This is a genomic window from Haloarcula vallismortis ATCC 29715, assembly GCF_000337775.1.
In the GTDB taxonomy this organism is placed as follows: domain Archaea; phylum Halobacteriota; class Halobacteria; order Halobacteriales; family Haloarculaceae; genus Haloarcula; species Haloarcula vallismortis.
In genome coordinates, this window is sequence record NZ_AOLQ01000012.1 from 47286 (window position 1) to 67422 (window position 20137).

At 63.4% G+C, this 20137-nt stretch carries 24 protein-coding genes and 1 tRNA gene; 11 read left to right on the top strand and 14 right to left on the bottom strand.

Annotation, left to right across the window (positions count from 1 at the left end; translation table 11 throughout):
- Positions 1 to 127 precede the first annotated feature (127 nt).
- Complete coding sequence (locus tag C437_RS04195) at positions 128 to 2014, top strand: helicase HerA domain-containing protein (RefSeq protein WP_004515639.1); 1887 nt, start codon at positions 128 to 130, stop codon at positions 2012 to 2014.
- A 27-nt stretch (positions 2015 to 2041) separates the two neighbouring features.
- Here C437_RS04195 and tpiA read toward each other — a convergent pair whose 3' ends face one another.
- Complete coding sequence (gene tpiA, locus C437_RS04200) at positions 2042 to 2689, bottom strand: triose-phosphate isomerase (RefSeq protein WP_004515640.1); 648 nt, start codon at positions 2687 to 2689, stop codon at positions 2042 to 2044.
- A gap of 98 nt (positions 2690 to 2787) precedes the next feature.
- Here tpiA and C437_RS04205 point away from each other — a divergent pair, with 98 nt between their 5' ends.
- Entirely contained in the window at positions 2788 to 3393 is a 606-nt protein-coding gene (locus tag C437_RS04205; RefSeq protein WP_004515641.1) for a response regulator, read from the top strand.
- Position 3394: 1 nt separating this feature from the next.
- Here the strand turns inward: C437_RS04205 and C437_RS04210 are convergent, their stop codons facing one another.
- The 4 genes from C437_RS04210 to hisC are packed head-to-tail and all read right to left on the bottom strand — an operon-like array spanning position 3395 to position 6157.
- Positions 3395 to 3925, bottom strand: a complete 531-nt coding sequence (locus C437_RS04210) for a multiprotein bridging factor aMBF1 (protein WP_004515642.1) — start codon at positions 3923 to 3925, stop codon at positions 3395 to 3397.
- Between the two features lie 41 nt (positions 3926 to 3966).
- Positions 3967 to 4575 carry a CDP-alcohol phosphatidyltransferase family protein gene (locus C437_RS04215; protein ID WP_004515643.1) on the bottom strand — a complete coding sequence of 203 codons (609 nt, stop codon included), beginning with the start codon at positions 4573 to 4575 and terminating at the stop codon, positions 3967 to 3969.
- Entirely contained in the window at positions 4572 to 5078 is a 507-nt protein-coding gene (locus C437_RS04220) for an adenylate kinase family protein (protein WP_004515644.1), read from the bottom strand. Before C437_RS04220 ends, C437_RS04215 begins: the two co-directional genes overlap by 4 nt.
- Positions 5075 to 6157 carry a histidinol-phosphate transaminase gene (hisC, locus tag C437_RS04225; RefSeq protein ID WP_004515645.1) on the bottom strand — a complete coding sequence of 361 codons (1083 nt, stop codon included), beginning with the start codon at positions 6155 to 6157 and terminating at the stop codon, positions 5075 to 5077. The genes C437_RS04220 and hisC overlap by 4 nt, the downstream gene beginning before the upstream one ends.
- 258 nt (positions 6158 to 6415) lie before the next feature.
- Between hisC and C437_RS04230 the strand changes: the two genes are divergently transcribed.
- The 3 genes from C437_RS04230 to C437_RS04240 all read left to right on the top strand — a co-directional run bounded on the left by C437_RS04230 (position 6416) and on the right by C437_RS04240 (position 8277).
- Positions 6416 to 7114 carry a chemotaxis protein CheC gene (locus C437_RS04230; protein WP_004515646.1) on the top strand — a complete coding sequence of 233 codons (699 nt, stop codon included), beginning with the start codon at positions 6416 to 6418 and terminating at the stop codon, positions 7112 to 7114.
- Positions 7115 to 7162: 48 nt separating this feature from the next.
- Positions 7163 to 7615 (top strand): hypothetical protein, encoded by a 453-nt coding sequence (locus tag C437_RS04235; RefSeq protein ID WP_004515647.1) that lies wholly within the window; start codon positions 7163 to 7165, stop codon positions 7613 to 7615.
- An 83-nt stretch (positions 7616 to 7698) separates the two neighbouring features.
- Complete coding sequence (locus C437_RS04240) at positions 7699 to 8277, top strand: metal-dependent hydrolase (protein WP_004515648.1); 579 nt, start codon at positions 7699 to 7701, stop codon at positions 8275 to 8277.
- Here C437_RS04240 and C437_RS04245 read toward each other — a convergent pair.
- From C437_RS04245 to C437_RS04255, 3 genes are all read right to left on the bottom strand, one after another.
- On the bottom strand, positions 8274 to 9905 hold the full coding sequence (locus C437_RS04245; RefSeq protein WP_004515649.1) for a GMC family oxidoreductase: 1632 nt from the start codon (positions 9903 to 9905) through the stop codon (positions 8274 to 8276). The two genes, C437_RS04240 and C437_RS04245, sit on opposite strands and share 4 nt — an antisense overlap.
- A gap of 301 nt (positions 9906 to 10206) precedes the next feature.
- Positions 10207 to 10280: transfer RNA gene (locus C437_RS04250), tRNA-Arg, on the bottom strand.
- A 77-nt stretch (positions 10281 to 10357) separates the two neighbouring features.
- Positions 10358 to 10597, bottom strand: a complete 240-nt coding sequence (locus tag C437_RS04255; protein ID WP_004515650.1) for a twin-arginine translocase TatA/TatE family subunit — start codon at positions 10595 to 10597, stop codon at positions 10358 to 10360.
- Positions 10598 to 11155: 558 nt separating this feature from the next.
- On the opposite strand from C437_RS04255, the gene C437_RS04260 reads away from it, so the two are divergent.
- From C437_RS04260 to C437_RS04275, 4 genes are all read left to right on the top strand, one after another.
- Positions 11156 to 11401: a hypothetical protein gene (locus tag C437_RS04260; protein WP_004515651.1), complete on the top strand. Its 246-nt coding sequence runs from the start codon at positions 11156 to 11158 to the stop codon at positions 11399 to 11401.
- Positions 11402 to 11456: 55 nt separating this feature from the next.
- On the top strand, positions 11457 to 11924 hold the full coding sequence (locus tag C437_RS04265; RefSeq protein ID WP_004515652.1) for a peroxiredoxin: 468 nt from the start codon (positions 11457 to 11459) through the stop codon (positions 11922 to 11924).
- Between the two features lie 46 nt (positions 11925 to 11970).
- Positions 11971 to 12783, top strand: a complete 813-nt coding sequence (locus C437_RS04270; protein WP_004515653.1) for an HD domain-containing protein — start codon at positions 11971 to 11973, stop codon at positions 12781 to 12783.
- A 62-nt stretch (positions 12784 to 12845) separates the two neighbouring features.
- A complete protein-coding gene (locus tag C437_RS04275; RefSeq protein ID WP_049919604.1) occupies positions 12846 to 13244 on the top strand; it encodes a hypothetical protein in 399 nt (132 codons plus the stop codon).
- 110 nt (positions 13245 to 13354) lie between these two features.
- On the opposite strand, the gene C437_RS20465 is transcribed toward C437_RS04275, so the two are convergent.
- Together C437_RS20465 and C437_RS21045 are read right to left on the bottom strand one after the other, a co-directional pair.
- Positions 13355 to 13495 (bottom strand): PALP domain-containing protein, encoded by a 141-nt coding sequence (locus C437_RS20465; protein ID WP_169331080.1) that lies wholly within the window; start codon positions 13493 to 13495, stop codon positions 13355 to 13357.
- Between the two features lie 145 nt (positions 13496 to 13640).
- Positions 13641 to 13769, bottom strand: coding sequence for a hypothetical protein (locus C437_RS21045; protein ID WP_004515656.1), 129 nt, complete (start codon positions 13767 to 13769; stop codon positions 13641 to 13643).
- A 232-nt stretch (positions 13770 to 14001) separates the two neighbouring features.
- Between C437_RS21045 and C437_RS04280 the strand changes: the two genes are divergently transcribed.
- Entirely contained in the window at positions 14002 to 15246 is a 1245-nt protein-coding gene (locus C437_RS04280; protein WP_004515657.1) for an alanyl-tRNA editing protein, read from the top strand.
- A 16-nt stretch (positions 15247 to 15262) separates the two neighbouring features.
- Here C437_RS04280 and C437_RS04285 read toward each other — a convergent pair whose 3' ends face one another.
- The 4 genes from C437_RS04285 to C437_RS04300 are packed head-to-tail and all read right to left on the bottom strand — an operon-like array spanning position 15263 to position 19186.
- Entirely contained in the window at positions 15263 to 16186 is a 924-nt protein-coding gene (locus tag C437_RS04285; protein WP_004515658.1) for a DMT family transporter, read from the bottom strand.
- 7 nt (positions 16187 to 16193) lie between these two features.
- Entirely contained in the window at positions 16194 to 17003 is an 810-nt protein-coding gene (gene surE / locus C437_RS04290; protein WP_004515659.1) for a 5'/3'-nucleotidase SurE, read from the bottom strand.
- 36 nt (positions 17004 to 17039) lie between these two features.
- Entirely contained in the window at positions 17040 to 18455 is a 1416-nt protein-coding gene (locus tag C437_RS04295) for a small ribosomal subunit Rsm22 family protein (protein WP_004515660.1), read from the bottom strand.
- A complete protein-coding gene (locus tag C437_RS04300) occupies positions 18452 to 19186 on the bottom strand; it encodes a prephenate dehydrogenase (protein ID WP_004515661.1) in 735 nt (244 codons plus the stop codon). The genes C437_RS04295 and C437_RS04300 overlap by 4 nt, the downstream gene beginning before the upstream one ends.
- A gap of 163 nt (positions 19187 to 19349) precedes the next feature.
- Between C437_RS04300 and C437_RS04305 the strand changes: the two genes are divergently transcribed.
- Entirely contained in the window at positions 19350 to 20123 is a 774-nt protein-coding gene (locus C437_RS04305) for a fumarylacetoacetate hydrolase family protein (protein ID WP_004515662.1), read from the top strand.
- Positions 20124 to 20137 lie beyond the last annotated feature (14 nt).

A 20137-nucleotide genomic window follows, 5' to 3' on the forward strand; every position in this document is an offset into this window, starting at 1 on the left:
ACGACTGTGACAAGGTGTGCTACCACAATAGCCGTTGCCCCGCGGTCGTGGCCCGACCTGTTCCACAGTTGACGGTCGTCTGACGGAGAGTTATGGGGCCTGCCCGTCTCCATCCTGACAGAAACGCATGGCAGAGACCGAACAGATAACGGTCGCGACAACGAGCGCGGGGCCGGGTGGGACCGGGGAACCGGGAGAGACTGTCAATCTCCCGGTGGTGGAACTGCTGACCGGCCGGGGGTTCATCACCGGTAAGAGCGGATCCGGCAAATCAAACACGGCGAGTGTCATCGCCGAGAAACTACTGGACAACGGGTTCGGCCTGCTTATCGTCGATATCGACGGCGAGTACTACGGTCTGAAAGAGGAGTACGAGATCCTCCATGTCGGCGGCGACGAGGAGTGTGACATCCAGGTCACCGAAGACCACGCCGGCAAAATCGCCTCGCTGGCGCTGGAACAGAACGTCCCCATCATCCTCGATATCTCGTCGTTCCTTGACGAGGAGGAAGCCGAGACGCTGCTGACCGAAGTCGCCAAGCAACTGTTCGCCAAGGCGAAAAAGCAGAAACAGCCCTTCCTGATGCTCGTCGAGGAGTGCCACGAGTGGATGCCTGAGAAGGGATCGATGGGCGAGGTCGGGAAGATGCTCATCAAAATCGGGAAGCGCGGCCGAAAACACGGGCTTGGCATCGTCGGCATCAGTCAGCGCCCCGCCGACGTAAAGAAGGACTACATCACCCAGTGTGACTGGCTGGTCTGGCACCGCCTGACCTGGAACAACGATACGAAGGTTGTCGGACGCATCCTCGACAACAAGTATGCCGACGCCGTCGAGGACTTAGACGACGGCGAGGCGTTCATGATGAACGACTGGGCCGAGCAGGTCAGCCGGGTCCAGTTCCATCGCAAGCAGACGTTCGACGCCGGCGCGACACCCGGCCTTGATGACTTTGAGCGCCCGGAACTCAAGTCCGTCAGCGACGACCTCGTCTCCGAACTGGAGACCATCAGCGACGAACAGCAGGAGACGGAGGACCGAATCAAGGAACTCCGCGAAGAGCTGGATCAAAAGAACTCCCGCATCGCCGAGCTGGAGGCGGAACTGCAGGACGCCCGGGACCTCTCGCGGATGGCCGAGCAGTTCACCGAAGCGATGCTGGATCAGGCCGAGGACTACAACCCCGGCCGGACGGCACAGGAGGAGATGCGCCGCCAGCGCGAGCGGTTCGCCGATCAGTCTACGTCGGACGGCGACGCAGCCGCCGATAGTGGGACGGACGCCGACGGACCCCGCGACGAGCACCCCTCGGAACCGGACGAGACTGCTGATGCCACGTCCGGCGGCGGGTTCGGTGACGCGTTCAGTGCCTTCGCCGAAGACGGGGCCGCGATGAACGGCGGCAGCGCCAGTGGCGGCGCAGACGCGACTGGTCACAGCGCGGACGCCGAACCCGTGTCGAATGGCCACGCTGAGAACGCTGCTGTGGCGACAGACGGAGACAGTGCAGATAGCGGTGCGGTGGCCGTGCCAGCGAACGACCACACCGAACCAGACAGTGGTGACAGCGCTACTGAGGCCGACGACGAGGACTTGAGAGCGGCTATCGCTGAGGCCGTCGAAGCAGAGCAGTCGGACGAGGCGACTGGGTCCGCTGAAGACGAGACGCCGTCCGATGCCGATGGTCCCGCCGTCTACGGCGACCTGTACGCCGACATCGAGGAACTGGACCGAAAGACCCGCCGGATGCTCGCGTACTACCGCGAGCAGGGCCCCGGAACGCCGCTGAACGCCCACTTCTCGGCGGGCGGCTCCGGCGACCGGACGGCGGCCTACGCGCGAAACAGGGAACTCCGGCTCCGCGAACTGGTCGAACACGTCGGCCGTGGGAAGTACGACACGCGGCTGGCGGAGCTGGTCCGAGAGAAGAGCGACCGCCGGCTCGACGAAGATGAGGTCGAGTCGGTCGTCACCCGACTCGAATCGGCGTTTCTGGACGGGAACGGCGACTGAAAAGCCAGTACTGCGATACCGGCGATTTTACAGCAGCGGTTCGACGAGGTCTTCGAGCGCCGCACGCGGGTCGTCGGCCTTCGCGACGCCGCTTGCCAGCAGCACGCCGGTCGCGCCGAGATCGCTCGCCGAGACGAGGTCTTCGCCCGTCGAGATGCCGGCGCCACAGAGCACGTCCACGTCGCCGTTGACGCGAGCGGCGGCGTCGACTGCGCCGGTCACGATGTCCGGGTCGGCCTTGCTGACTGGTGTCCCGGTCCCGATGAGTTCCGGCGGCTCGACGGCGACGCCGTCGGGGTCGAGTGCGGCGGCCGCGCCGATCTGTGCGGGGTTGTTCGCACAGACGATGGTTTCGAGGTCGGCGCGGTCGGCGGCATCCAGCGCGCCGTCGATGTCAGCGAGCTTGAGGCGGTTTTCGGAGTGGTTCAAAAGCGTGCCGACGGCACCGGCGTCGGCGGCAGCCTCGGCGAGTGTGCTGCCGGTGTGGCTGCCGTGCTCGACGGCGCTGACGTGCTGGGCCCACGTCTCGACGCCAGTCTCTGCTACAGCACCGATCTGTGCGGCCTGTGGCGCGACGGCGACGCGAACGCCGGAATCGTCGCTGACGTCAGCGGCGGCGGTCGCTACCTCGACTGGGTCACACGGGTACGCCTTCAGATTGACAAGGACGAACATACGAAACGCACCGGCTGCTGTGGGGAAATAGATTGCGAAGCCGCCGTTTGGCGTCCCTCCCACTGTGCCTTCGTTTCTTCCCGGACCACCGCTCAGGGATGACAGTTATTACGATTCAGCCGAGACAAGAAACGAGACAAGCCGTGACAGCAGGGGATGCCGACACACCGACCGTTCTGATAGTCGAGGACGAACAACATCTGGCTGACCTGTACACCGATTACCTGTCCGACCAGTATCACGTGCAGACGGCCTACAGCGGCGAAGAAGGCCTGGAACTGCTGTCGCCCGATGTCGACGTCGTGCTGCTCGACCGCCGGATGCCGGTCGTCTCCGGCAACGAAGTGCTTGCACAGATCGAAGAGAAAGGCCTTCGATGCCGCGTCGCGATGGTCACCGCCATCGACCCCGACTTCGACATCATCGAGATGCGCGTCGACGACTACCTCGTCAAGCCTGTCACCCGGGACGACCTGCAGGAGGTCGTCGACCGACTGTACAAAATCCGGGAGTACAACGATCGACTCCGGACACTCACGTCGAAAAAGCTCAAGCGAAACGTCCTCCGCGTGGAGAAGACCGACCGTGAACTGCAGGACAGCGACCGGTATCAGGCACTGCAGGACGAGATCGAGCGAATCTCGTCGAACGTCGAGTCACTCGCAGACGAACTCGACGTCGAGAAAGACGACCTTCAGCTGTGACCTAGTCCTTTCGTTTCACGACGTCGCCGAGCGTATACTCGCCGTCGCTGCTGCCGCCGGACCACTCCGTCTCGTCGGCGCTGCCGCCGGCGCTCAGGGAAATTTCGAGCGCGCTTTCGAGTTTCTTCTGGACGTCGTCGCTAGGTAGAGAGTTCCCCTGTTCGAGCTTCCGAATCAGGCTCGCCTTCTCGTTGAGTTGCTTTGCGAGTTCCTCCTGGCTGAGGCCCTGTGACTCTCGGCCTTTACGGATCCGGTCGTCGTAATCCTGTGCGATCTCGTCCATCTCGTCGAACATATCTCGGCGGCGGCCACCGGACCCGCCACCACCCGAAGAACTCGACGAGGAGGACGAACTCGACGACGATGACGAGGAGGACGACGTCGAGTATTTCGTCGACGTGGACGACGTCTCCTCCGTTTTGACCTCCGTGCCGAAATCGGTACACTCGTCACAGACGTCGAGTTCGGCTCCCTCGATTTTGACGCGGTTCGGAGACGAAACCTCCGTTCCGCACATCTCGCACTGAACCATACCGACGGCTTGGACGGGGCGCGGTATAAATGGTGCGCTGGCTACTCCAGTGCGGCCATTGCGTGATAGAACCGTTGTCCGGCGGTGACGTGGCCGACAACGGCGAACACGACCAGTAGCCAGCCGACCAGCGTCAGGCCGACCAGTGAGGTCTGGACGAACGCCGCAACGCCAGTGACGACGCCGACCAGCGCCAGCCGGTCGGCGCGACCGAGCAGGCCACCGTACACGCGGTCGAGGCCGACCGCCTGTGCCTGTGTCCCGAGGTAGGAAGTCATCAGGACGCCGGTGACGGCGGCGATGCCCAGTTCCCACTTGCCGACGCCAGCAGCGAGGCCAACGATGATTCCGATATCAGCGTAGCGGTCGAGGACGTGATCTAGCAGGTCGCCACCAGAGGACGCGACGTTCAGTTCCCGTGCGAGCGCGCCGTCCACGAGGTCGAGCCAGCCGTTCAGAAAAACGAGAACGGCCCCGCCGAGATACAGCAGGGGGTCCCGTGTCGCGACGGCGTACACCCCGCCCGCTCCGAGCGCCAAAATGAAGGCGAGCACGCTGACGCCGTTGGGCGAGAGGCCGGCCACCTTGGCGGCGCTGACGAACGGGCCGAGCGCGCGGTCAGCCAGCGGACGGAACTTGTCGAGTGTCATAGCCAGTCGATATAGGAGACAGTCCCCGCACTCGGCTCGCGCTCCCCGTCGACGACAGCCTGTATTTCACTCGCCACCTCGTCGGGGTCCCGGTCCGTCGTCTCGATCTCGTACACCGACTCCATGCCCTGCTCCTCGACAGCTTCCCCGAGGATGACATCGAGTGCTTCCGATTCCGCGTTCTCGTAGGCTTTCGAATCGTCGTCACCACGCTCCCGAAGCCGCTCAACGACGGTCTCGGGGTGGGCTCGCAGCACGATCACGCGGTCGGCCTCGAAGTGATGCGCGAGGTGGGATTCGAACAGCACGTCGTCGCGGCCATCGAGCCACTCGGACAGTTTGTCGAGGTCAGCGACGAGGCTCCCGCGGTCTTCGTCGATACCCATCGAGAACCCCTCGTCCGTGATAATGTCATTGAGATGAAAAACGTCGAGGGAAGTGTCGAGACGCTCCGTCGCCGTGGTCTTGCCCGTCCCCGGCGTCCCGGTAACGGCGACTCTCACGGCTCGACCACCTCGATGACCTCGTTCAGTACCGAGACGGCGCGTTCCGTATCTTCGCGTGTCCCGCAGGTGATACGGATGCACTCAGGCAGTCCGAACGACGAGCAGTCCCGGATGATGACGCCCCGCTCCTGGGCAGCGTCCGCGACAGCCGCCGCGTCGCCGACTTCTGCGAGAATGAAGTTCCCTGCGCTCTCCCACGTTGGCGCGTCAAGTTCGTCGGAGATGTACTCACGGGCCCACGCGGCTGTTTCGACGGAGCGCTCGACGTGCTCATCGTCGTCAAGCGCCGCCAGTCCGGCCCGGCAGGCGAGTTCACTGGCCGAAAACGGCGTGTTGATGCGGGCGTAGGCGTCGGCCCAGTCCTCGGGGACGACCGCATAGCCGAGTCGAATTCCCGCGAGCCCGTAGGCCTTCGAGAACGTTCGCAGGAGCGCAATGTCGTCACGGTCATCAAGCAACGGCCGCTTGCTCGGTTTTTTAGTGAACTCGCCGTAGGCCTCGTCGACGACGACGAGCGTCTGCTCGTCAGTCTCCTCGGCGACGGTTCGGACGGCTTCGGTCGTGAACTCCGCCCCCGTCGGGTTGTGCGGACTGGTGAGGTAGACGATTCGCTCACCGTCGTAGTCTTTCAGGACGGTGTCGGCGGTCTGGGCGAAGTCGTCGGCCTTCGAGAACGTGTACTCGTTGACCTCGCCGTGGTGATAGCGGGCGCTCATCGCGTAGTACGCGAAGCCCGGCGACGGGACGAGCACGTCCTGTCCGGGGTCGAGCATCGCCCGAGCGAGGCAATCGAGCGCGCCGTCGCCGCCGTTGCTCAGCCACACCTGTTCGGGCGTGATATCCCACATATCCGCCAGTTCGTCGACGAGGTCCGCGTGGGAGGCCTTCGGATAGGAGTGCATCCGTTCAGCCGACCCGCGAATCGCTTCGACGGCGTCCGGGCTCGGCCCGAACATGTTCTCGTTTGACGCCAGCTTCACCATGTCGTCCGGGTCGAGACCGAGTTCCCGGGCGACCTCCTCGATACCGCGACCTGCCCGATAGACAGTGTGAGCGGAGAGGTCCCGTGGTTCCATGGCTGTGCAAAACGGACGGGGCGGCTTAAGCGTGCTCACATCGGGCGTGGCCGTGGCTCCGCCAGTCAGGTTCGCAGAGAAATCCGCTGGCGGCCTCCCGTGGGAAACCCGTCGATGACGGGTACGGCACGGAATAGCACGCTCCCCACCGAGTCCGTGTCAGTCAGTGGTAATGAGCGTTACGGTGAATCACCGCCCAGTCGCGGACAGCTATAGCCACCGAAAACGGTAACACACCATAGGTCCTGTTAGCGTGCAATGCCGCTTCTCATCGATATTCGGAAACTCACGCTCATTACGCGACTCATTCAGGACGGGGCCGAGCAGGTCGCCGACTCGCTGGCGACGCTGGCCGGCGTCGACGCCGCCGTCGAAATCAAGAGCCTCTCGTTTGTCCAGCCGGAGGACATCGCCACTGAGATGGGTGGCGGAAACATCTACAGCGCCCGCGTCCGCCTGACAGAGCCGCCATACGGCGTCTTCCTGATGACCTTCGAGACGGAAACGGCCGCCGAAATCGCGGAGCTGATGACCGGGTCCAGTGTCGACGACGGGTTCACACAGCTCCACGAGTCCGCGCTCCAGGAGATGTGTAACATCCTCACCTCGGGTTTCATCGACGGCATCGCGAACACGCTGAACGCGACAATCAACATGGGGACGCCGACGGTCGTACAGGACGATGCGACCGAAATCGCAGATAAGGCCCTCTCGCACGTCCGCCGGGACTCGCTGACCATCGTGCTCGATTCGCTTGTCGACATCAAAGAGAGCGATGTCGCATTCTCGCTCCGTATCTTCCTCATCCCCGACCCCGGTTCGTTCGTCCATCTCATCGACCAACTGGACTACGACACGGACCGCGAGACGCACATCTCCGCCGACACCGACGCGGTCAAAGAACTCGATATGTCGGGTGACGCGGACGCCCTCGACGCCTTCGACTCCTCGGAGTGACAACACCGAACCCACGACGTTGAAGAGGGTCGCGGCCAACCGCCGCATATGAGTGTCGTAAACGCGGCTATCTTCGGGGTCCACCTGATATTCGCCGCGCTGTGGGCTGGAACGGTGTTGTTCATGACCTATGCTGTCCTCCCGACAGCGATGAACGGCGACTCCTCGCCGGGGCCACTGTCGGCGATTACTGGGAAACTTCAGACGGTATCGCGTGCGAGCGCGACGCTCCTGTTTCTGACGGGCGGGCATCTGGCGGCGACCCGCTACACCGCCGAGTCGCTGACCGGAACCGGCCGCGGCCACCTAGTCATCACGATGATCGTCCTGTGGTTCATTCTGGCCGGCCTCGTCGAGGTCGCGGCGTCGAAGCTCAGCGACGGCTTCGACCAGCAGAAAGTGCGCGAACCGGCCCGGAACGCACGCCCGTTCCTGCTGGGCGCGTCTCTCGTGTCGATTCTGCTCTTGCTTGACGCCGGCGCGATTCTCGGCCTGTACTGAAGATTGACCGAGCGGTTTTCTGAATCTCTCCTCACGAACCTGTATCAGCAGATACAAATCACTATCCGGCGTACCGAAATCCAATGTGGCCGTGGGGACACCTCGCCGTCGCCTACCTCGTGTATGTCGTCTACACCCGAATCGGCCCGGCCCGTCGCCAGACTGCAGGGACGCTGACCGCTCTTGCGGTCGGGTCGCAGTTCCCGGACCTGATAGACAAACCGCTGGCCTGGACGTTCGGCATCCTGCCGTCCGGGCGGTCCCTCGCCCATTCGCTGCTCACGCTTCTCTTGCTTGCCGTGGTCTTGCACCGTGTCGCCGCGTGGTATCGTAGAACGGACCTCTCGATTGCGTTCACACTCGGTGCATTCGTACACACCCTGACTGACATGAGCCCGACGGCGGTGGCCGGATTACTCGGCGGTGACCTGACACAGTTCCAGTGGCTGCGCTTTCTGGTCTGGCCGCTCCAGCCACCGCCGCCGTACGCCAACGATACCTCCTTCGTCAAGCAGTTCGCGTCGCTCTCTTTCGAGCCGTACGTCCTGTTTCAGTTCGGACTGTTCGGTCTCGCCGTCGCTGTGTGGCTCGCCCATGGCGCGCCCGGGCTCCGGTCGGTCACCCGCCGGAGCAAGGCAGTGTTCACTGAATTTGCCGATTAAAGCCGCTCCGCGACGTGGTCCGCACATTTCAGTGCGAGTGCGGCGATAGTCAGCGTCGGGTTCATGGACCCAGCGGTGACGAACACCGACGATGACGCAATTGAGAGGTTCGCCACGTCGTGAGTCTGCAACTGTGGGTTGACCACGCTCTCCTGTGGGTCAGTTCCCATCCGTGTCGTGCCCATGTGATGGTACGCCGGCCCGGTGTCTCCCGGGCCGACGGTCCACGAGATGTCGACGCCTAGCTCCGACAGGACGGCATGTTGTATCTCGTTCGCGCGAGCCAGCGACCGTTCCAGCCGGTCGCCCCACGACCACTGAATATCTGGAACTGGATTGCCGTGGTCGTCCGTCGTCGACGTGTCCAGCGTCACCCGGTTTTCCTTCCGCGGCGGCTGGCCGACCAGTCCGCCCATCGCGATGCTGTTGCCGTACCTCTCACGGAGGCTCGACAGCAACGTATCACCCCATTCTTCGCCAGAAAGCGCGAGTTCGACCGGCGACGGACCGGCGTAGTTCAGAAACTCCAGTTTCAGCGGCGACAGCGCCTCGTCGGTCGCCTCGACCACTGTTTCGCCGTCTGCGACGCGCTCGACCGGCTGGCCGGGGTCGTCGTAGAACTGGTGACATTCGCTCGTGAGAAAGCCGACGTGGTTCTGACGCGTTTCTCGGTCGAGCGTGCCGCCTGCGCCCGCGAACAGGTGGTCCATGAAGTAGTGCCCGACGAGTCCAGAACTGTTTGCGATCCCGTCCGGGTGTTCGTCAGCCGCTGACAGCAGCAGGAGCCGTGGCGTCTCGACGCCGCCCGCCGCAATGACGAACTCGCGGGCCCTCTGGCGATGTTCGGTCCCGTCCGGCGTCGCGTAGACGGCCGCCTCGACGCGTCCGTCAGCGTCGGTTTCGAGGCGCTGGACCGGCACGCGGTCGATGACTCTGGCACCCGCTGCCTCGGCGTCCTCGATGTGGACACTGGCGTCGTATTTCGCCCCGGAGGGACAGACCGGCTGGCAGGTCCCGTAGCCGACGCATGGTCCACGGCCGTCGTATGGCTCGGAATTCCGTGCGTTGGGGACAGAGTGCATCGTGATGCCCAGTTCTTCGCAGGCTTCAGCGAACAGCGAGTCGCTGTACGACGGCGGGAACCCGGGCAAGGGGTACGCGCCGTCACGTGGCGGTGCGAAGGGGTTGTCCGCGTCACCGGCGACCCCAAACGCCCGCTCGGCGTCAGCGTAGTACGGTCGCAGGTCGTCGTAGCTGACCGGCCACGCCGGATCGTCGGTGTCGTGGCTCCCGTCGAAATCTGTGGGGTGTAGCCGCATCACCATCCCCTGCCAGTGCAGCGTCGACCCGCCGACGCCTTTCACTCGCGAGGTATTCAGCGGGTAGTACCGGTCGCCGCTCGCACTGAACGCGTCGCGGTCGCCACCCATCTCCCAGACTGAGCCGTGATCGCCTGGCCGAATCGCCTCTTCCATCTGTTGCTCTCGCTTCGACCTGTCGAATCGCGGTCCGGCCTCCAGCACGACCACTTTCTGGCCGTCGCTAGCGAGCCGGCTCGCGATGAGTGCACCTGCCGGCCCGGCCCCGACGACACAGACATCCGCCCGCTCGGACGGCTCCCGGTCCATTTCAGCAGGAGTTAGGCAAGCCTAAACTTATACGTTGGCATCTCAGGCGTCGTGTGTTCGGTCGCTGTTCGCTGCGTCCGCTCCTCGCAGAGCGGGCGTGGCGGGAGTGAGCGAAACCGGGGGATTCGAACCGGACCGAGACTCGCTCTGCTCGTCTCGTAGGGTTCGAATCTCCGGACCGTTCTCACGCCTCACTGTCGCTCGCCGGAAAACGGGCGTGGCGGGAGTGAGCAAACGCGGAGCGTTTGCGAGCTACGCCACGGCCGCAAGTGTGTTTCGAGCGGACACGAGAACCACGAAGCGGGCGTGGCGGGATTCGAACCCGCGTTCTAGGGGTTAGGAACCCCTCGCCCTGGTCCACTAGGCCACACGCCCCATCGGGTGGTCGATTGAGCGGCGAAAAATCCTTTCGTTATCACTAGAGCCCGCTAAGAACGGAGAAGTGGTCGAGATTACGTCTCGGTTTCAGTCGCCGTCTCGGTCGATTCGGCCGAGTCCACGGTGGACGCGTCGGCCCCTTCTGCAGCGCCGCCATCACGCATTTCCTCGAGTTCCTGCTCGACTTCTTCTCGCCCCTTCTGGAACTCGCCCATGGCTTCGCCAGTCGACCGCGCTAGTTTTGGAATCTTGTTCGCGCCGAACAGCAGGACGGCGATGAGGAGGATGACCATCATCTCCGTCGTCCCGGGCATCCCCGGGAACAGTACTCCGGATGTCCCTAACATTGTGTCCGAAGGTTACGTGGTTGCTATTATAACCTTTTTGCTCAGGACGGCAAACTGGCCTATTTGCCGCTGTCGGGGCCGGCTCTCCGACACTATTTGACGGAGGCCGGAGGCGGACCGATGATGCAAACCGAACCGTAGCCGCTTGGCCTGTCGAAACGGCCTTGCCGGGAACCGGCGAGGCCTGACACAGGAGCGGGCAATGGGGTGGCTCGGAAGCGCTAACAGGAGGCACTCGGTCGCTTGGTTCTCGGTGTCGCCAACTCAGGTTGGCAGGTCAACAGAGAGACCGCAACGTGTCCACGGGACGGGCCCAATAGCTGGGGCTGTGCATGTGACAGAACGTCCGTGGTCGTGTCCGACATGCAGGGTCTGCCTGCGTGCGGGTTCGTACCCGCAGTACTGGCTACACGGGTCTGTCAATCTATTATATGCTCGTTGAACTACTGTTCACCAGCCACAGTGTCGGAGAGATGCACTTTCTGCCCGGACATATAACTACTGTCGGGCGCTCAAAGATACCAGATGCCGGCCGATAGCCACACGATGGAAGTCAGAAGCGGAGAAGAGGTAACGATTCGACCGATCAAACCCGTCGGAGAGGACGTCGTTCGGGTCGACATTGAGGCCGATGGGGTGTGGCGACTCGATATTACGCGCGAGGGCGAGATTGCGGATGTCGTCACGACTCGTGATGCCGACGGGACGCTCGCGGACCGCGAGCTACCGGAATGGATCGACGAGGTCACGGCAAAGTTCGCACAGTTCTGACTGCGATCGGATCAGGTCAAAAAGGGTTTTACTTAGTTAGATCAAGGTCAGTAGTATGGTCTCAGTTGGAGACGTTGCGCCTGATTTCACGGCACCGATCGCAAACGGCGACGTTGACGAGATAACGCTGTCCGAGGCGCTCGACGACGGGCCTGTTGTGCTCGCGTTCTTTCCCGGAGCGTTCACCAGCGTGTGCAGTCACGAGATGAACTCGTTTCAGGACCGACTCGGCGAACTCACTGAAGCGGGGACGACGCTGTACGGTGTCAGCATCGATACACCGTTCTCACAGAACGCGTTCCGGGACGAACTGGGACTCGAATTCGATCTCGTCAGTGACTCCGGGCGGGAGATCGTCGATGCTTACGACATTTCGATGGACTTTGAGTCCCTCGGCGTTCCGAACGTAGCCAAGCGGGCCGTCTTCGTTATCGACGAGAACCAGGAAGTCACGTACGCCTGGGTCAGTGACGACCCCGGCGTCGAACCGGACTACGACGAAGTTATCGACGCCGCCACCTGATCGCGCCGGTGGGGGATTTTTCGCGGTGGGTCGTCTGGGATGTGGTATGAGCGTTGACAGAGACGATACCGAAGGCCGAATTTACGACCCTGAGGCGGACCACGCGTTCCCGGACGGGCGGCTGAACGCGGTTCTCGACACCATTACGACCAACGAGGAGATCCAAGCGTATCTTGAAGCGCAGAACATCAACCCTGTCGCGCGCAAGCGGTACAACGACCACGGCGCGAAACACATCGGCATCGTCCGCAACCGAGCGCTGTGTCTGTATGACCTCCTCAAACAGGGCGGCGTCGAGTTCAACGGCGCGGCCGACCACGGCCTCGATGAGGCCGACGAGGCTGTCATCATCGCACTTGCAACGACGCTGCACGACATCGGACACGTCGTCCACCGCGATTCACATCCGTATTATTCGATTCCGCTTGCGGCTGACATCCTTGATGACATCCTCCCGGAGTTCTACGATGTCCGTCAGGCGGTACAGATAAAGGGAGAGGTGCTCCACGCGATTCTCTGCCATCATACCGAGGAAAACCCGTTGACGCTGGAAGCCGGCGTTGTTCGTGTCGCCGACGCGCTGGATATGGAGCGTGGCCGTTCGCGGATTCCCTACAAGCGCGGCGGTCGTGGTATCGACACGGTCTCCAGCCAAGCTATCGAGACGGTGACGCTGAGCTTAGGCGACGACTACCCCGTCCTCGTCGAAATCGCGATGAACAACGCGGCTGGCGTCTATCAGGTCGACAATCTCCTGAAAGCCAAGCTCAAAGATTCCGGTCTGGAGGAACACGTCCGTATCGTTGCGCTCAACACCCGAGAAGACGGGAACCAGATCGTCGAACGAATCGAACTCTGAACCGGAGCGACACAACGGTTTTGTACCGTGCTTCCCTAGCTATGCGCATGAGTCTCACACCCATGGATGAGCCACGGGGTGTCCGGAGCAATCCGGATGACGGCGACGTGCCGTCGCCCTCGCTTCTGGACCAGGTCAGGTACCGCGTGCGCTCAGCCATTGAGACTACTTCGGTTGGGGAGCGATGTTTTGAGTGGCTTGATAGACGTGGTCGAGACAAACCACAGTCAAAGATTCACACCGATGGGTTCGCCGATGATGTCGTTGCGCCGCCGGAGTGCCCGTCGATAAGCAATCTGCCGACGCGGTCACGACCATTTACGTACCCGACGCGGAACCACGCGGAGAGCAACACCGTCGATCTTGTCGCGATTGAGTCCAGCGGCCAACTAACAATGACCCACCCGGATAGCGCTGAGGCAAAAATCTCGTCTGACGTGTGGGAACCTGTTGAGCAGTAAGTGCGTCTGCCGGCCTGTTCTTCCGTCGATAGATGAACCGTCGACGAGAGCCGCCCGTCCGGTAGCGTTTGGAGAAAGAGAAAACAGCGGGCGTGAAAGTGGCCGTCCAGTCAGAAGTCGTACTGTGCGATGTTGCTGGAGCCACAGACCGGACAGGTCGTCCCATCCGTTTCGAGGGTCGTTCCACAGCGCCGACACTCCAGATGTGACGGCTGTCCAGTCCCTACGACCCGGCGTAATCGCTCCATCATATTGCCAGACAGGACATCAGGACACATATAATCAGTCAATCCACGGCGAAAGTGAAAACCGCAAGACATGGGGTCGATGCTGGTGGCCCGTCAGCCAAGCGTCAGACGCCGCTGTCAGACCGCAGAGCCTGTACAGCCACCCCTGTTACACCCGGGCTTGCCCGCGTCGGTCCCGCCTGCCGAACGCGTACAGAAGCGCCAGAAACAGGCCGACTCCGGCCAGCCAGATAACAACAAGCCAGAGCACCAGCAACTGGACCCCACTCCCGTGCATGAACTGTACGCAACAGTGTCGGTACTTAATTAGTAGCACTGTATCGGGAACGGGCACAGTGTCACACAACAGATTATGCCGTGGATAACGATGCAACCGGCGTCGGTCGCTTCCCCTACTAACCGACCCGATGCGGACGAGCACTGCCCTCCTGTCGACTGAGTGGTTCCAGGCCCCCGTCTGTCAGGGACACGCCCAGACGTTTTTGTTCACGCCGACGTAGCCACGTCTGATGACGGGAACAGCCGCGGCCGAGCCCACTGTGACGACGTTTACGTCGACCGTCGACAGTATCGATTCGACCGCCGTCGTGCTAACGGAGACGTACTTCTACGCCGAAGGCGGTGGCCAGCCAGCGGACCGGGGCACTCTCGGCGGCGTTGAGGTCATCGACGTCCAGCACCGAAACGGCGATATCGTTCACGAGCTGGCCGAACCGCCGTCTTTCGACACGGGGGAGACAGTCGAGGGCCAGATTGACACAGCGTTTCGGACGTACTGCATGCGTGCCCACACGGCCAGTCACGTTCTCTATGGCGCTGGCCGTCGACTCCTTTCTGACCTCGGCTACGGCGGGTTCGACATCAGCGCGACGCTCCCGGACGCTGCCGGTGACGGCGACTTCGGACCGGCTATCACCGGGAAGGTGCGGGTGGACTTCGACACGACGACCGAAATCGACGACGAGACACTCACTGAACTCGAGCGGCTGACCAACCGCGCCGTCTGGGAATCATACGACGTGAGCTGGGACGAAATTCCGCGTGACGAGGCACTGGACCGCGACGATATCGCGTTCAACACGAAGACTGAGGAAGGAATAAAGGGCGAGACGGTCAGGGTCGTCACCATCGAAGACTGGGACGTGGCAGCCTGTGGTGGAACACACGTCGGGAACACGCGGGAAATCGGGCCGGTGACGGTACTCAGTCGGTCCAACCCCGGCGAAGGACTCACCCGCGTCGAGTTCGCTGTCGGCCCGCGAGCGATCCGCCAGCGGGCGACCGAGCACGAGCGGGCGATGACTGCCGCGCAGTCACTGGATACGAATGTCGCCGAACTCCCGGCCGCTGTCGACGGACTCCAATCGGAGCACAACGACCTCCGGGAAACGGTGTCGAGCCTGCGAGAGCGCCTCGTCGATTCCCGTCTCGATGACCTTCGCGACGACGCTATCGAAGCGGACGGGCGGACGTGGCTCGTCGGGACTGTTACGGGCCTCGATGCGAACGGGCTGGCCGACCGAGCGGAGCGGACCGTCGGCGATGATACCGACGTGGCCGCACTGGTGGATGCTGACGGCCAGTATCTGGGGGTCGCAACGAACGGCGGCGTCGACGCCAGCGAGGTGGTCGAGCGGGTGACCACAGAGTTTGGTGGCGGTGGGGGCGGGCGGCCGACGGTCGCGCAGGGCGGGGGACTCAGTGCTGACGGGGCTGATATCGTTACGTTCCTCCGAAACGTGCCAGAGGCGTAAGCCGTGGCGGCTGACCTCAATCGCTACGGTTCGGCGACCCGCTGAATCGCGCGACCTCGCTTCGCAGCGCGTCTCGTTTCAACAGCGCGAACCCGACGAGAATACAGGTGAATCCGACACCCGTGTAGACCGTCGGTGTCTCACCGAGGAACAGCAGCCCAGTGGCGGCGGCGACGACCGGCGCGGCGTAGGAGACGAGGTTAATCTCGATGGGACCCAGTCGCTCCAGCAGATCGAAGTAGATGAGAAAGCCCAGCGCGCTGGCGATGACAACCAGATACAGCAGGGCCACCACGGCATCGGCAGTCCACTGCACGTCGGCGAGTGATTCGGAGGCTCCGAGGCTGACACCGTGCATAAGCACTGCACCGAGCAGCATCGACCACGCCTCCATCGTCTCGATCTCCAGATCGTCGTCGAACCGGCGGGTCAGGACGCTCCCGAGGGCGAACGACGCGGCCGCAAGAAACACTAGGAACAGCGACACGGTTCGGGGGTCGAGTAGGTTGCTCGGGTCGGGGTTGCTGAGAACGCCGACGCCGACGAACCCGACGAGGAGGCCGATGATACCCAGCGTCGTGAGCCGTTCGTCCGGGAGGAACGCACGCGCGAACCCGGTCGTGAGAATTGGCGAGAGGCTGACAACGATAGCGGCGGCGGCACTGGTGGTCCCCTGCTCGCCGACGAACAGGAAGATGTGGTACGCGGCGATCATGAGCGAGCCGCTGATTCCCACGACGATCCAGTCGGTCCGGCCCGTCGGGACCCACTGGTCGGTAGCGTACACCGCGTAGCCGAGCATCAACACCCCGGCGAGGTCGTAGCGGAACGCTGCAAACAGGATCGGCGGGAAGTACTCCAGTCCGGCTTTGATGGCAGTGAAGGCACTGCCCCAGGCGATTGCCAGCGCGACGAAGAGGATGGCGTTGCGGAACCGCATCGCCCGCTCAGTCGGCTGCCTCGCCGCTGTCTCTCGGTTCGTAGGTCTCTGCGATGGCGTCGAGAGCCTCGTGGTGTTCCGTCGTGTGTGGTGCGGTCAGTGGCGAGACACTGACTTTTCCGTCGACGACGGCGCGACGGTCCGTCCCCTCGGGGTCGGGGATGTCGCCGTCGGCCATGTGCTCCCAGATGCGGTCGTGGAGGGTCACGGCGTCGCCATCCTGAACAGCGTCCATCTCGTAGAGGTGAGACGGTCGCGTGACCGTCATCTGTGCGTCACCCCATTCGGCGACGGGGGCGTTGATGTTCAGGTAGTCGCACTGTTCGAACACGCCGGCATCGGCGGCGTGGTCGGCAAGGTAGGTCGTTGCCTTCGCCGCCTCGCGGTAGCTCTCCCCGTTAGCTTCGATATCGGAGAAGGCAGCGTCTTCGCGGACCGGGATATACATCGAGACGGCCATCGCCGGTACGTCGAAGAAGGTGGCCTCGACGGCGGCGCTGACTGTCCCCGAGCGGCCGAGGACGTACGCACCGAGGTTTGCTCCGCGATTACAGCCCGCGACGACGAGGTCGGTGTCGGTGACGAGCGCTTCTAGTCCCGCCACAACGCAGTCCGAGGGCGTCCCCTCAACAGCATAGCCGAGTTCGTGCTCGTGGACGGTCACTTCGTGGGAAATAGCCCGACCAACCGCGCTCTGGTCTTCCGCCGGGGCGACAGCGGTCACGTCGCCGACTGTCGAGAGACCGTCGTACACCGCCCGGAGGCCGGCGCTCTCGATGCCGTCGTCGTTCGTCAGCAGAATCGTCGGCTCGTCCATACGCTCTGTCGGGCCGTCCCCGAGAAAAGCCCACCGCTAGCGGGCTCGGTCGACGACCGTCTCGCCGTCGACGACGACGTTGTAGGCCTCCTCGTCGTCGTTCCAGAGCACTAACGCGTTCTCGAAGGACAGCAGGTCGCCGTAGTCGGCTGTCCGGAGGTCTTCGTTCAGTATCGATGCCTCGGTGAGCACGGCGAAGTGATCGACCTGCTGGCTTCCGTCGCCGAGCAAGTACAGCGGATTCGCGCCCTCCCGCTCGGCGAGGTCGTGACTGAGTTTCACACCCAGAAAATTCACCCGGTCGGTGACGTAGTTCTCGGCCTCAGCCATCGGTGCGTGGATGCCGCGGTCCGGCGTCACGTCGTGCATTCGCTTCCCATCTGTTCGCAGGACGCTGTAGGCGAACTGTACGTCCGTGTTGACGAACTCGCCGGTCCCGTCCGCGGGGTCGTCGAGACGCTGTTGCATGGTCGGCACCTCGATGTCGGATTTCCGGTCGAACGACCACGACTCGCTGTCGGGCGATTGGTGGGGCCAGAGCCGCACCGTCGGCCCGTACACCGTCGCCGGCCCGCCGTCGGCCACCTCACGCTCGACCGTTCGGAGTTGTATCGCCGTGTTGCGGTCGGCAGGAGCCAGCGCCAGCAACGTCCCGTCATCGGCAAGGGCCTCGACGTACCGGTAGAGGGTCGCCGCCGCGTCGTCGAGTTCACTGAGGACGTTACCGAAGATGATGAGGTCGTATTCCGCTGCATCCGCTCCTGTGGGTTCGAACTCCTCTGCGAGCGCCCGGTGAATCTCACAGCGGACGTTCTGACCGCTGTCTTCCAGCAGTTCCTCTAGCACGTCCGCTGCGGCGCTTGGCTCGACGGCGTGGTAGTCCAGCAGGGCGTCGTCGGGGAGCAGGTCACGCAGTGCGAGCGCCGGGCCGCCGACGCCTGCTCCTACGTCCAGCACGCGGAGTTGCGACGGGAGCAGTCCGTCAGCAGCGAGGTCCGCGAGGACGTACTTCGCCACGGCGTAGTAGTCCGGCAGGTGGTAGACAGCGTAGCCAAGCGCTGTCAGTTCGTCGTACTCTACGGGTTGGCCCTGGAGGTACCGCTCCTTGATGTCGCGGATGCGCTCGCGGAGTTCGTCACCCCGTTCACCGTCGTACCACTCCAGCCCACCCCACTCCGTCAGCAGGTCCATGACCTGCTGCTCGTAGCGGTCCGGGAACCGGTCGACACCGCCGAAATCCACCGAGAGGCGGCCCTCCGGTGCCGGGACAAAGGTCCCGTCGTCCTGTTCGACGATGCCCAGGTCGAATGCTTCCTCCCGGAGCACCTGTTTGACGACGGCTGGGTGGGGCTGGCCCTCGACGTATTCCTGTAGCTCCTCGGGGTCCAGCGGTCGGACGTTGCGGAGGTACTGGGCGTTTTCGCGTATCTGCTGGCGTGTGTCCTGATTCATGAGAGTTGCTCGTAGAGCCGTTCGAACGTATCTGCGTCGGCGTCGGCGAGTTTGCTGGCGGCGTCGGCGACCGCGTCCGCACCGTCGAAGGTGTCCTGGATGTCGGCGTACACTCGCGGGTCGCCACCAGTGACCTGCTCGACAAGGTCGAACAGGCCGGCCGAAATCGGCGTCTGAAACCGGTCGGGCACGTCGGCGGCTACCATCGCAAATGCGAGTACGGCGGCGTGGGCGCTGGCCTGTACCGTTTCCATTGCTTCGTCGTGTTCCGCCGCCGTCGTCTCGAAGCAGTTGTTCCCGGCCGCGGCGATGGCGTCGACGACGGCCTCGGTTTCCGGCCCCGGTGCATCGGTGACGACGGCGACGTTCCCGGGCGCGTTCTCGGGGGCGAACAGCGGGTGGAGGCTCAGTCGCTGGCCGTCAGGCATCGCGTTCTGCATTGCCGCAATTGGGCCGGCCATGCTCCCCGTCACGTCGACGATTGCGCCCGTGGCCAGCGGCGCGAACTCGTCGATAGCCGTCTCGGCAACGGGCATCGGGACCGCGATGCAGACGACATCGAAAGTCTCGGCCGCGTCGCTGGTGACAGCGCGCCCGCCGACCGCGGTTGCAGCGGCTTCAGCGGCCGACTGGTCGAGGTCGGTGAAAGCGACGGACGCGTCGGCATGGGTCTGGACCGTGCGTGCGAACCACTGGCCCATCGCGCCGGCACCAACGACGAGGACGTTCATCGGCCCAGCGTAGCCCGTCCCGTCTCAAAAGCCGTTCGGTCACACTTCTGCTCGCCGCGACACCGCAGGTGACGATGGACGAGTAGACAGCCGTCGAACAGGCCGCTGTGGTCCGGTTTCCCCCTCCTAAACGCTTATCTGTCGGCCCTGAGAGAACGGTGACATGAAGCGCGTTCGATTCCGTGATACCGCGGGGAACGTCCGGGGGGGTCGCTGGACCGTCGAGGACGGTGAACCCGTCGTCACCGCCGCCGCCGGACCGTACGGCCGTATCGCCTTCGGCGACGAGTCCTACGCCCCCGACGAGGTGGATATTCTCCCGCCCTGCGAGCCGACGAAAGTCGTCTGTATCGGGCGCAACTACGCCGACCACGCCGAGGAGATGGACTCGGAGCTCCCGGACCGGCCGATGCTGTTTCTCAAAGCGCCAAACGCAGTCGCGTCCCACGGCAAACACCTCACGATGCCCTCGGGGAAGCAACGCATCGACTACGAGGCCGAACTCGGCGTTGTCATCGGGGAGCAGTGCAAGAACGTCAGCGAATCGGGCGCAATGGATGTTGTCGCAGGGTACACCTGCGTCAACGACATCTCGAACCGCGACGACCAGCGGCAGGAGCAGAACTGGGTCCGTGGGAAGGCCTTCGACAACGCCTGTCCCATCGGGCCGCTCGTGGCCACACCGGAACACGTCCCGGAAGACGCCAGCATCGAACTCCGACTGAACGGCGAGACGAAACAATCCTCCTCCCGCGAACACCTCATCTTCTCCGTCCCCGAACTAATCGCCGAGATAACGTCATACATGACGCTGGAACCGGGCGATGTCATTGCCACGGGAACGCCGGAGGGCGTCGGCCCGATGGAAGACGGCGACGAGGTCGAAGTCGAAATCGAAGGAATCGGCACGCTCAAACACAGCGTCAAGATTCCATAGGCGGCCAGCACGGC

What these genes read in the sequence shown, in the direction of transcription:
- C437_RS04195 (WP_004515639.1), top strand. Translation starts at nt 128, where the DNA reads ATGGCAGAGACCGAACAGATAACGGTCGCGACAACGAGCGCGGGGCCG.
- tpiA (WP_004515640.1), bottom strand. Translation starts at nt 2,689, where the DNA reads ATGTTCGTCCTTGTCAATCTGAAGGCGTACCCGTGTGACCCAGTCGAG.
- C437_RS04205 (WP_004515641.1), top strand. Translation starts at nt 2,788, where the DNA reads ATGACAGTTATTACGATTCAGCCGAGACAAGAAACGAGACAAGCCGTG.
- C437_RS04210 (WP_004515642.1), bottom strand. Translation starts at nt 3,925, where the DNA reads ATGGTTCAGTGCGAGATGTGCGGAACGGAGGTTTCGTCTCCGAACCGC.
- C437_RS04215 (WP_004515643.1), bottom strand. Translation starts at nt 4,575, where the DNA reads ATGACACTCGACAAGTTCCGTCCGCTGGCTGACCGCGCGCTCGGCCCG.
- hisC (WP_004515645.1), bottom strand. Translation starts at nt 6,157, where the DNA reads ATGGAACCACGGGACCTCTCCGCTCACACTGTCTATCGGGCAGGTCGC.
- C437_RS04230 (WP_004515646.1), top strand. Translation starts at nt 6,416, where the DNA reads ATGCCGCTTCTCATCGATATTCGGAAACTCACGCTCATTACGCGACTC.
- C437_RS04235 (WP_004515647.1), top strand. Translation starts at nt 7,163, where the DNA reads ATGAGTGTCGTAAACGCGGCTATCTTCGGGGTCCACCTGATATTCGCC.
- C437_RS04240 (WP_004515648.1), top strand. Translation starts at nt 7,699, where the DNA reads ATGTGGCCGTGGGGACACCTCGCCGTCGCCTACCTCGTGTATGTCGTC.
- C437_RS04245 (WP_004515649.1), bottom strand. Translation starts at nt 9,905, where the DNA reads ATGGACCGGGAGCCGTCCGAGCGGGCGGATGTCTGTGTCGTCGGGGCC.
- C437_RS04255 (WP_004515650.1), bottom strand. Translation starts at nt 10,597, where the DNA reads ATGCCCGGGACGACGGAGATGATGGTCATCCTCCTCATCGCCGTCCTG.
- C437_RS04260 (WP_004515651.1), top strand. Translation starts at nt 11,156, where the DNA reads ATGCCGGCCGATAGCCACACGATGGAAGTCAGAAGCGGAGAAGAGGTA.
- C437_RS04265 (WP_004515652.1), top strand. Translation starts at nt 11,457, where the DNA reads ATGGTCTCAGTTGGAGACGTTGCGCCTGATTTCACGGCACCGATCGCA.
- C437_RS04270 (WP_004515653.1), top strand. Translation starts at nt 11,971, where the DNA reads ATGAGCGTTGACAGAGACGATACCGAAGGCCGAATTTACGACCCTGAG.
- C437_RS04275 (WP_049919604.1), top strand. Translation starts at nt 12,846, where the DNA reads ATGGATGAGCCACGGGGTGTCCGGAGCAATCCGGATGACGGCGACGTG.
- C437_RS20465 (WP_169331080.1), bottom strand. Translation starts at nt 13,495, where the DNA reads ATGATGGAGCGATTACGCCGGGTCGTAGGGACTGGACAGCCGTCACAT.
- C437_RS21045 (WP_004515656.1), bottom strand. Translation starts at nt 13,769, where the DNA reads ATGCACGGGAGTGGGGTCCAGTTGCTGGTGCTCTGGCTTGTTGTTATC.
- C437_RS04280 (WP_004515657.1), top strand. Translation starts at nt 14,002, where the DNA reads ATGACGGGAACAGCCGCGGCCGAGCCCACTGTGACGACGTTTACGTCG.
- C437_RS04285 (WP_004515658.1), bottom strand. Translation starts at nt 16,186, where the DNA reads ATGCGGTTCCGCAACGCCATCCTCTTCGTCGCGCTGGCAATCGCCTGG.
- surE (WP_004515659.1), bottom strand. Translation starts at nt 17,003, where the DNA reads ATGGACGAGCCGACGATTCTGCTGACGAACGACGACGGCATCGAGAGC.
- C437_RS04295 (WP_004515660.1), bottom strand. Translation starts at nt 18,455, where the DNA reads ATGAATCAGGACACACGCCAGCAGATACGCGAAAACGCCCAGTACCTC.
- C437_RS04300 (WP_004515661.1), bottom strand. Translation starts at nt 19,186, where the DNA reads ATGAACGTCCTCGTCGTTGGTGCCGGCGCGATGGGCCAGTGGTTCGCA.
- C437_RS04305 (WP_004515662.1), top strand. Translation starts at nt 19,350, where the DNA reads ATGAAGCGCGTTCGATTCCGTGATACCGCGGGGAACGTCCGGGGGGGT.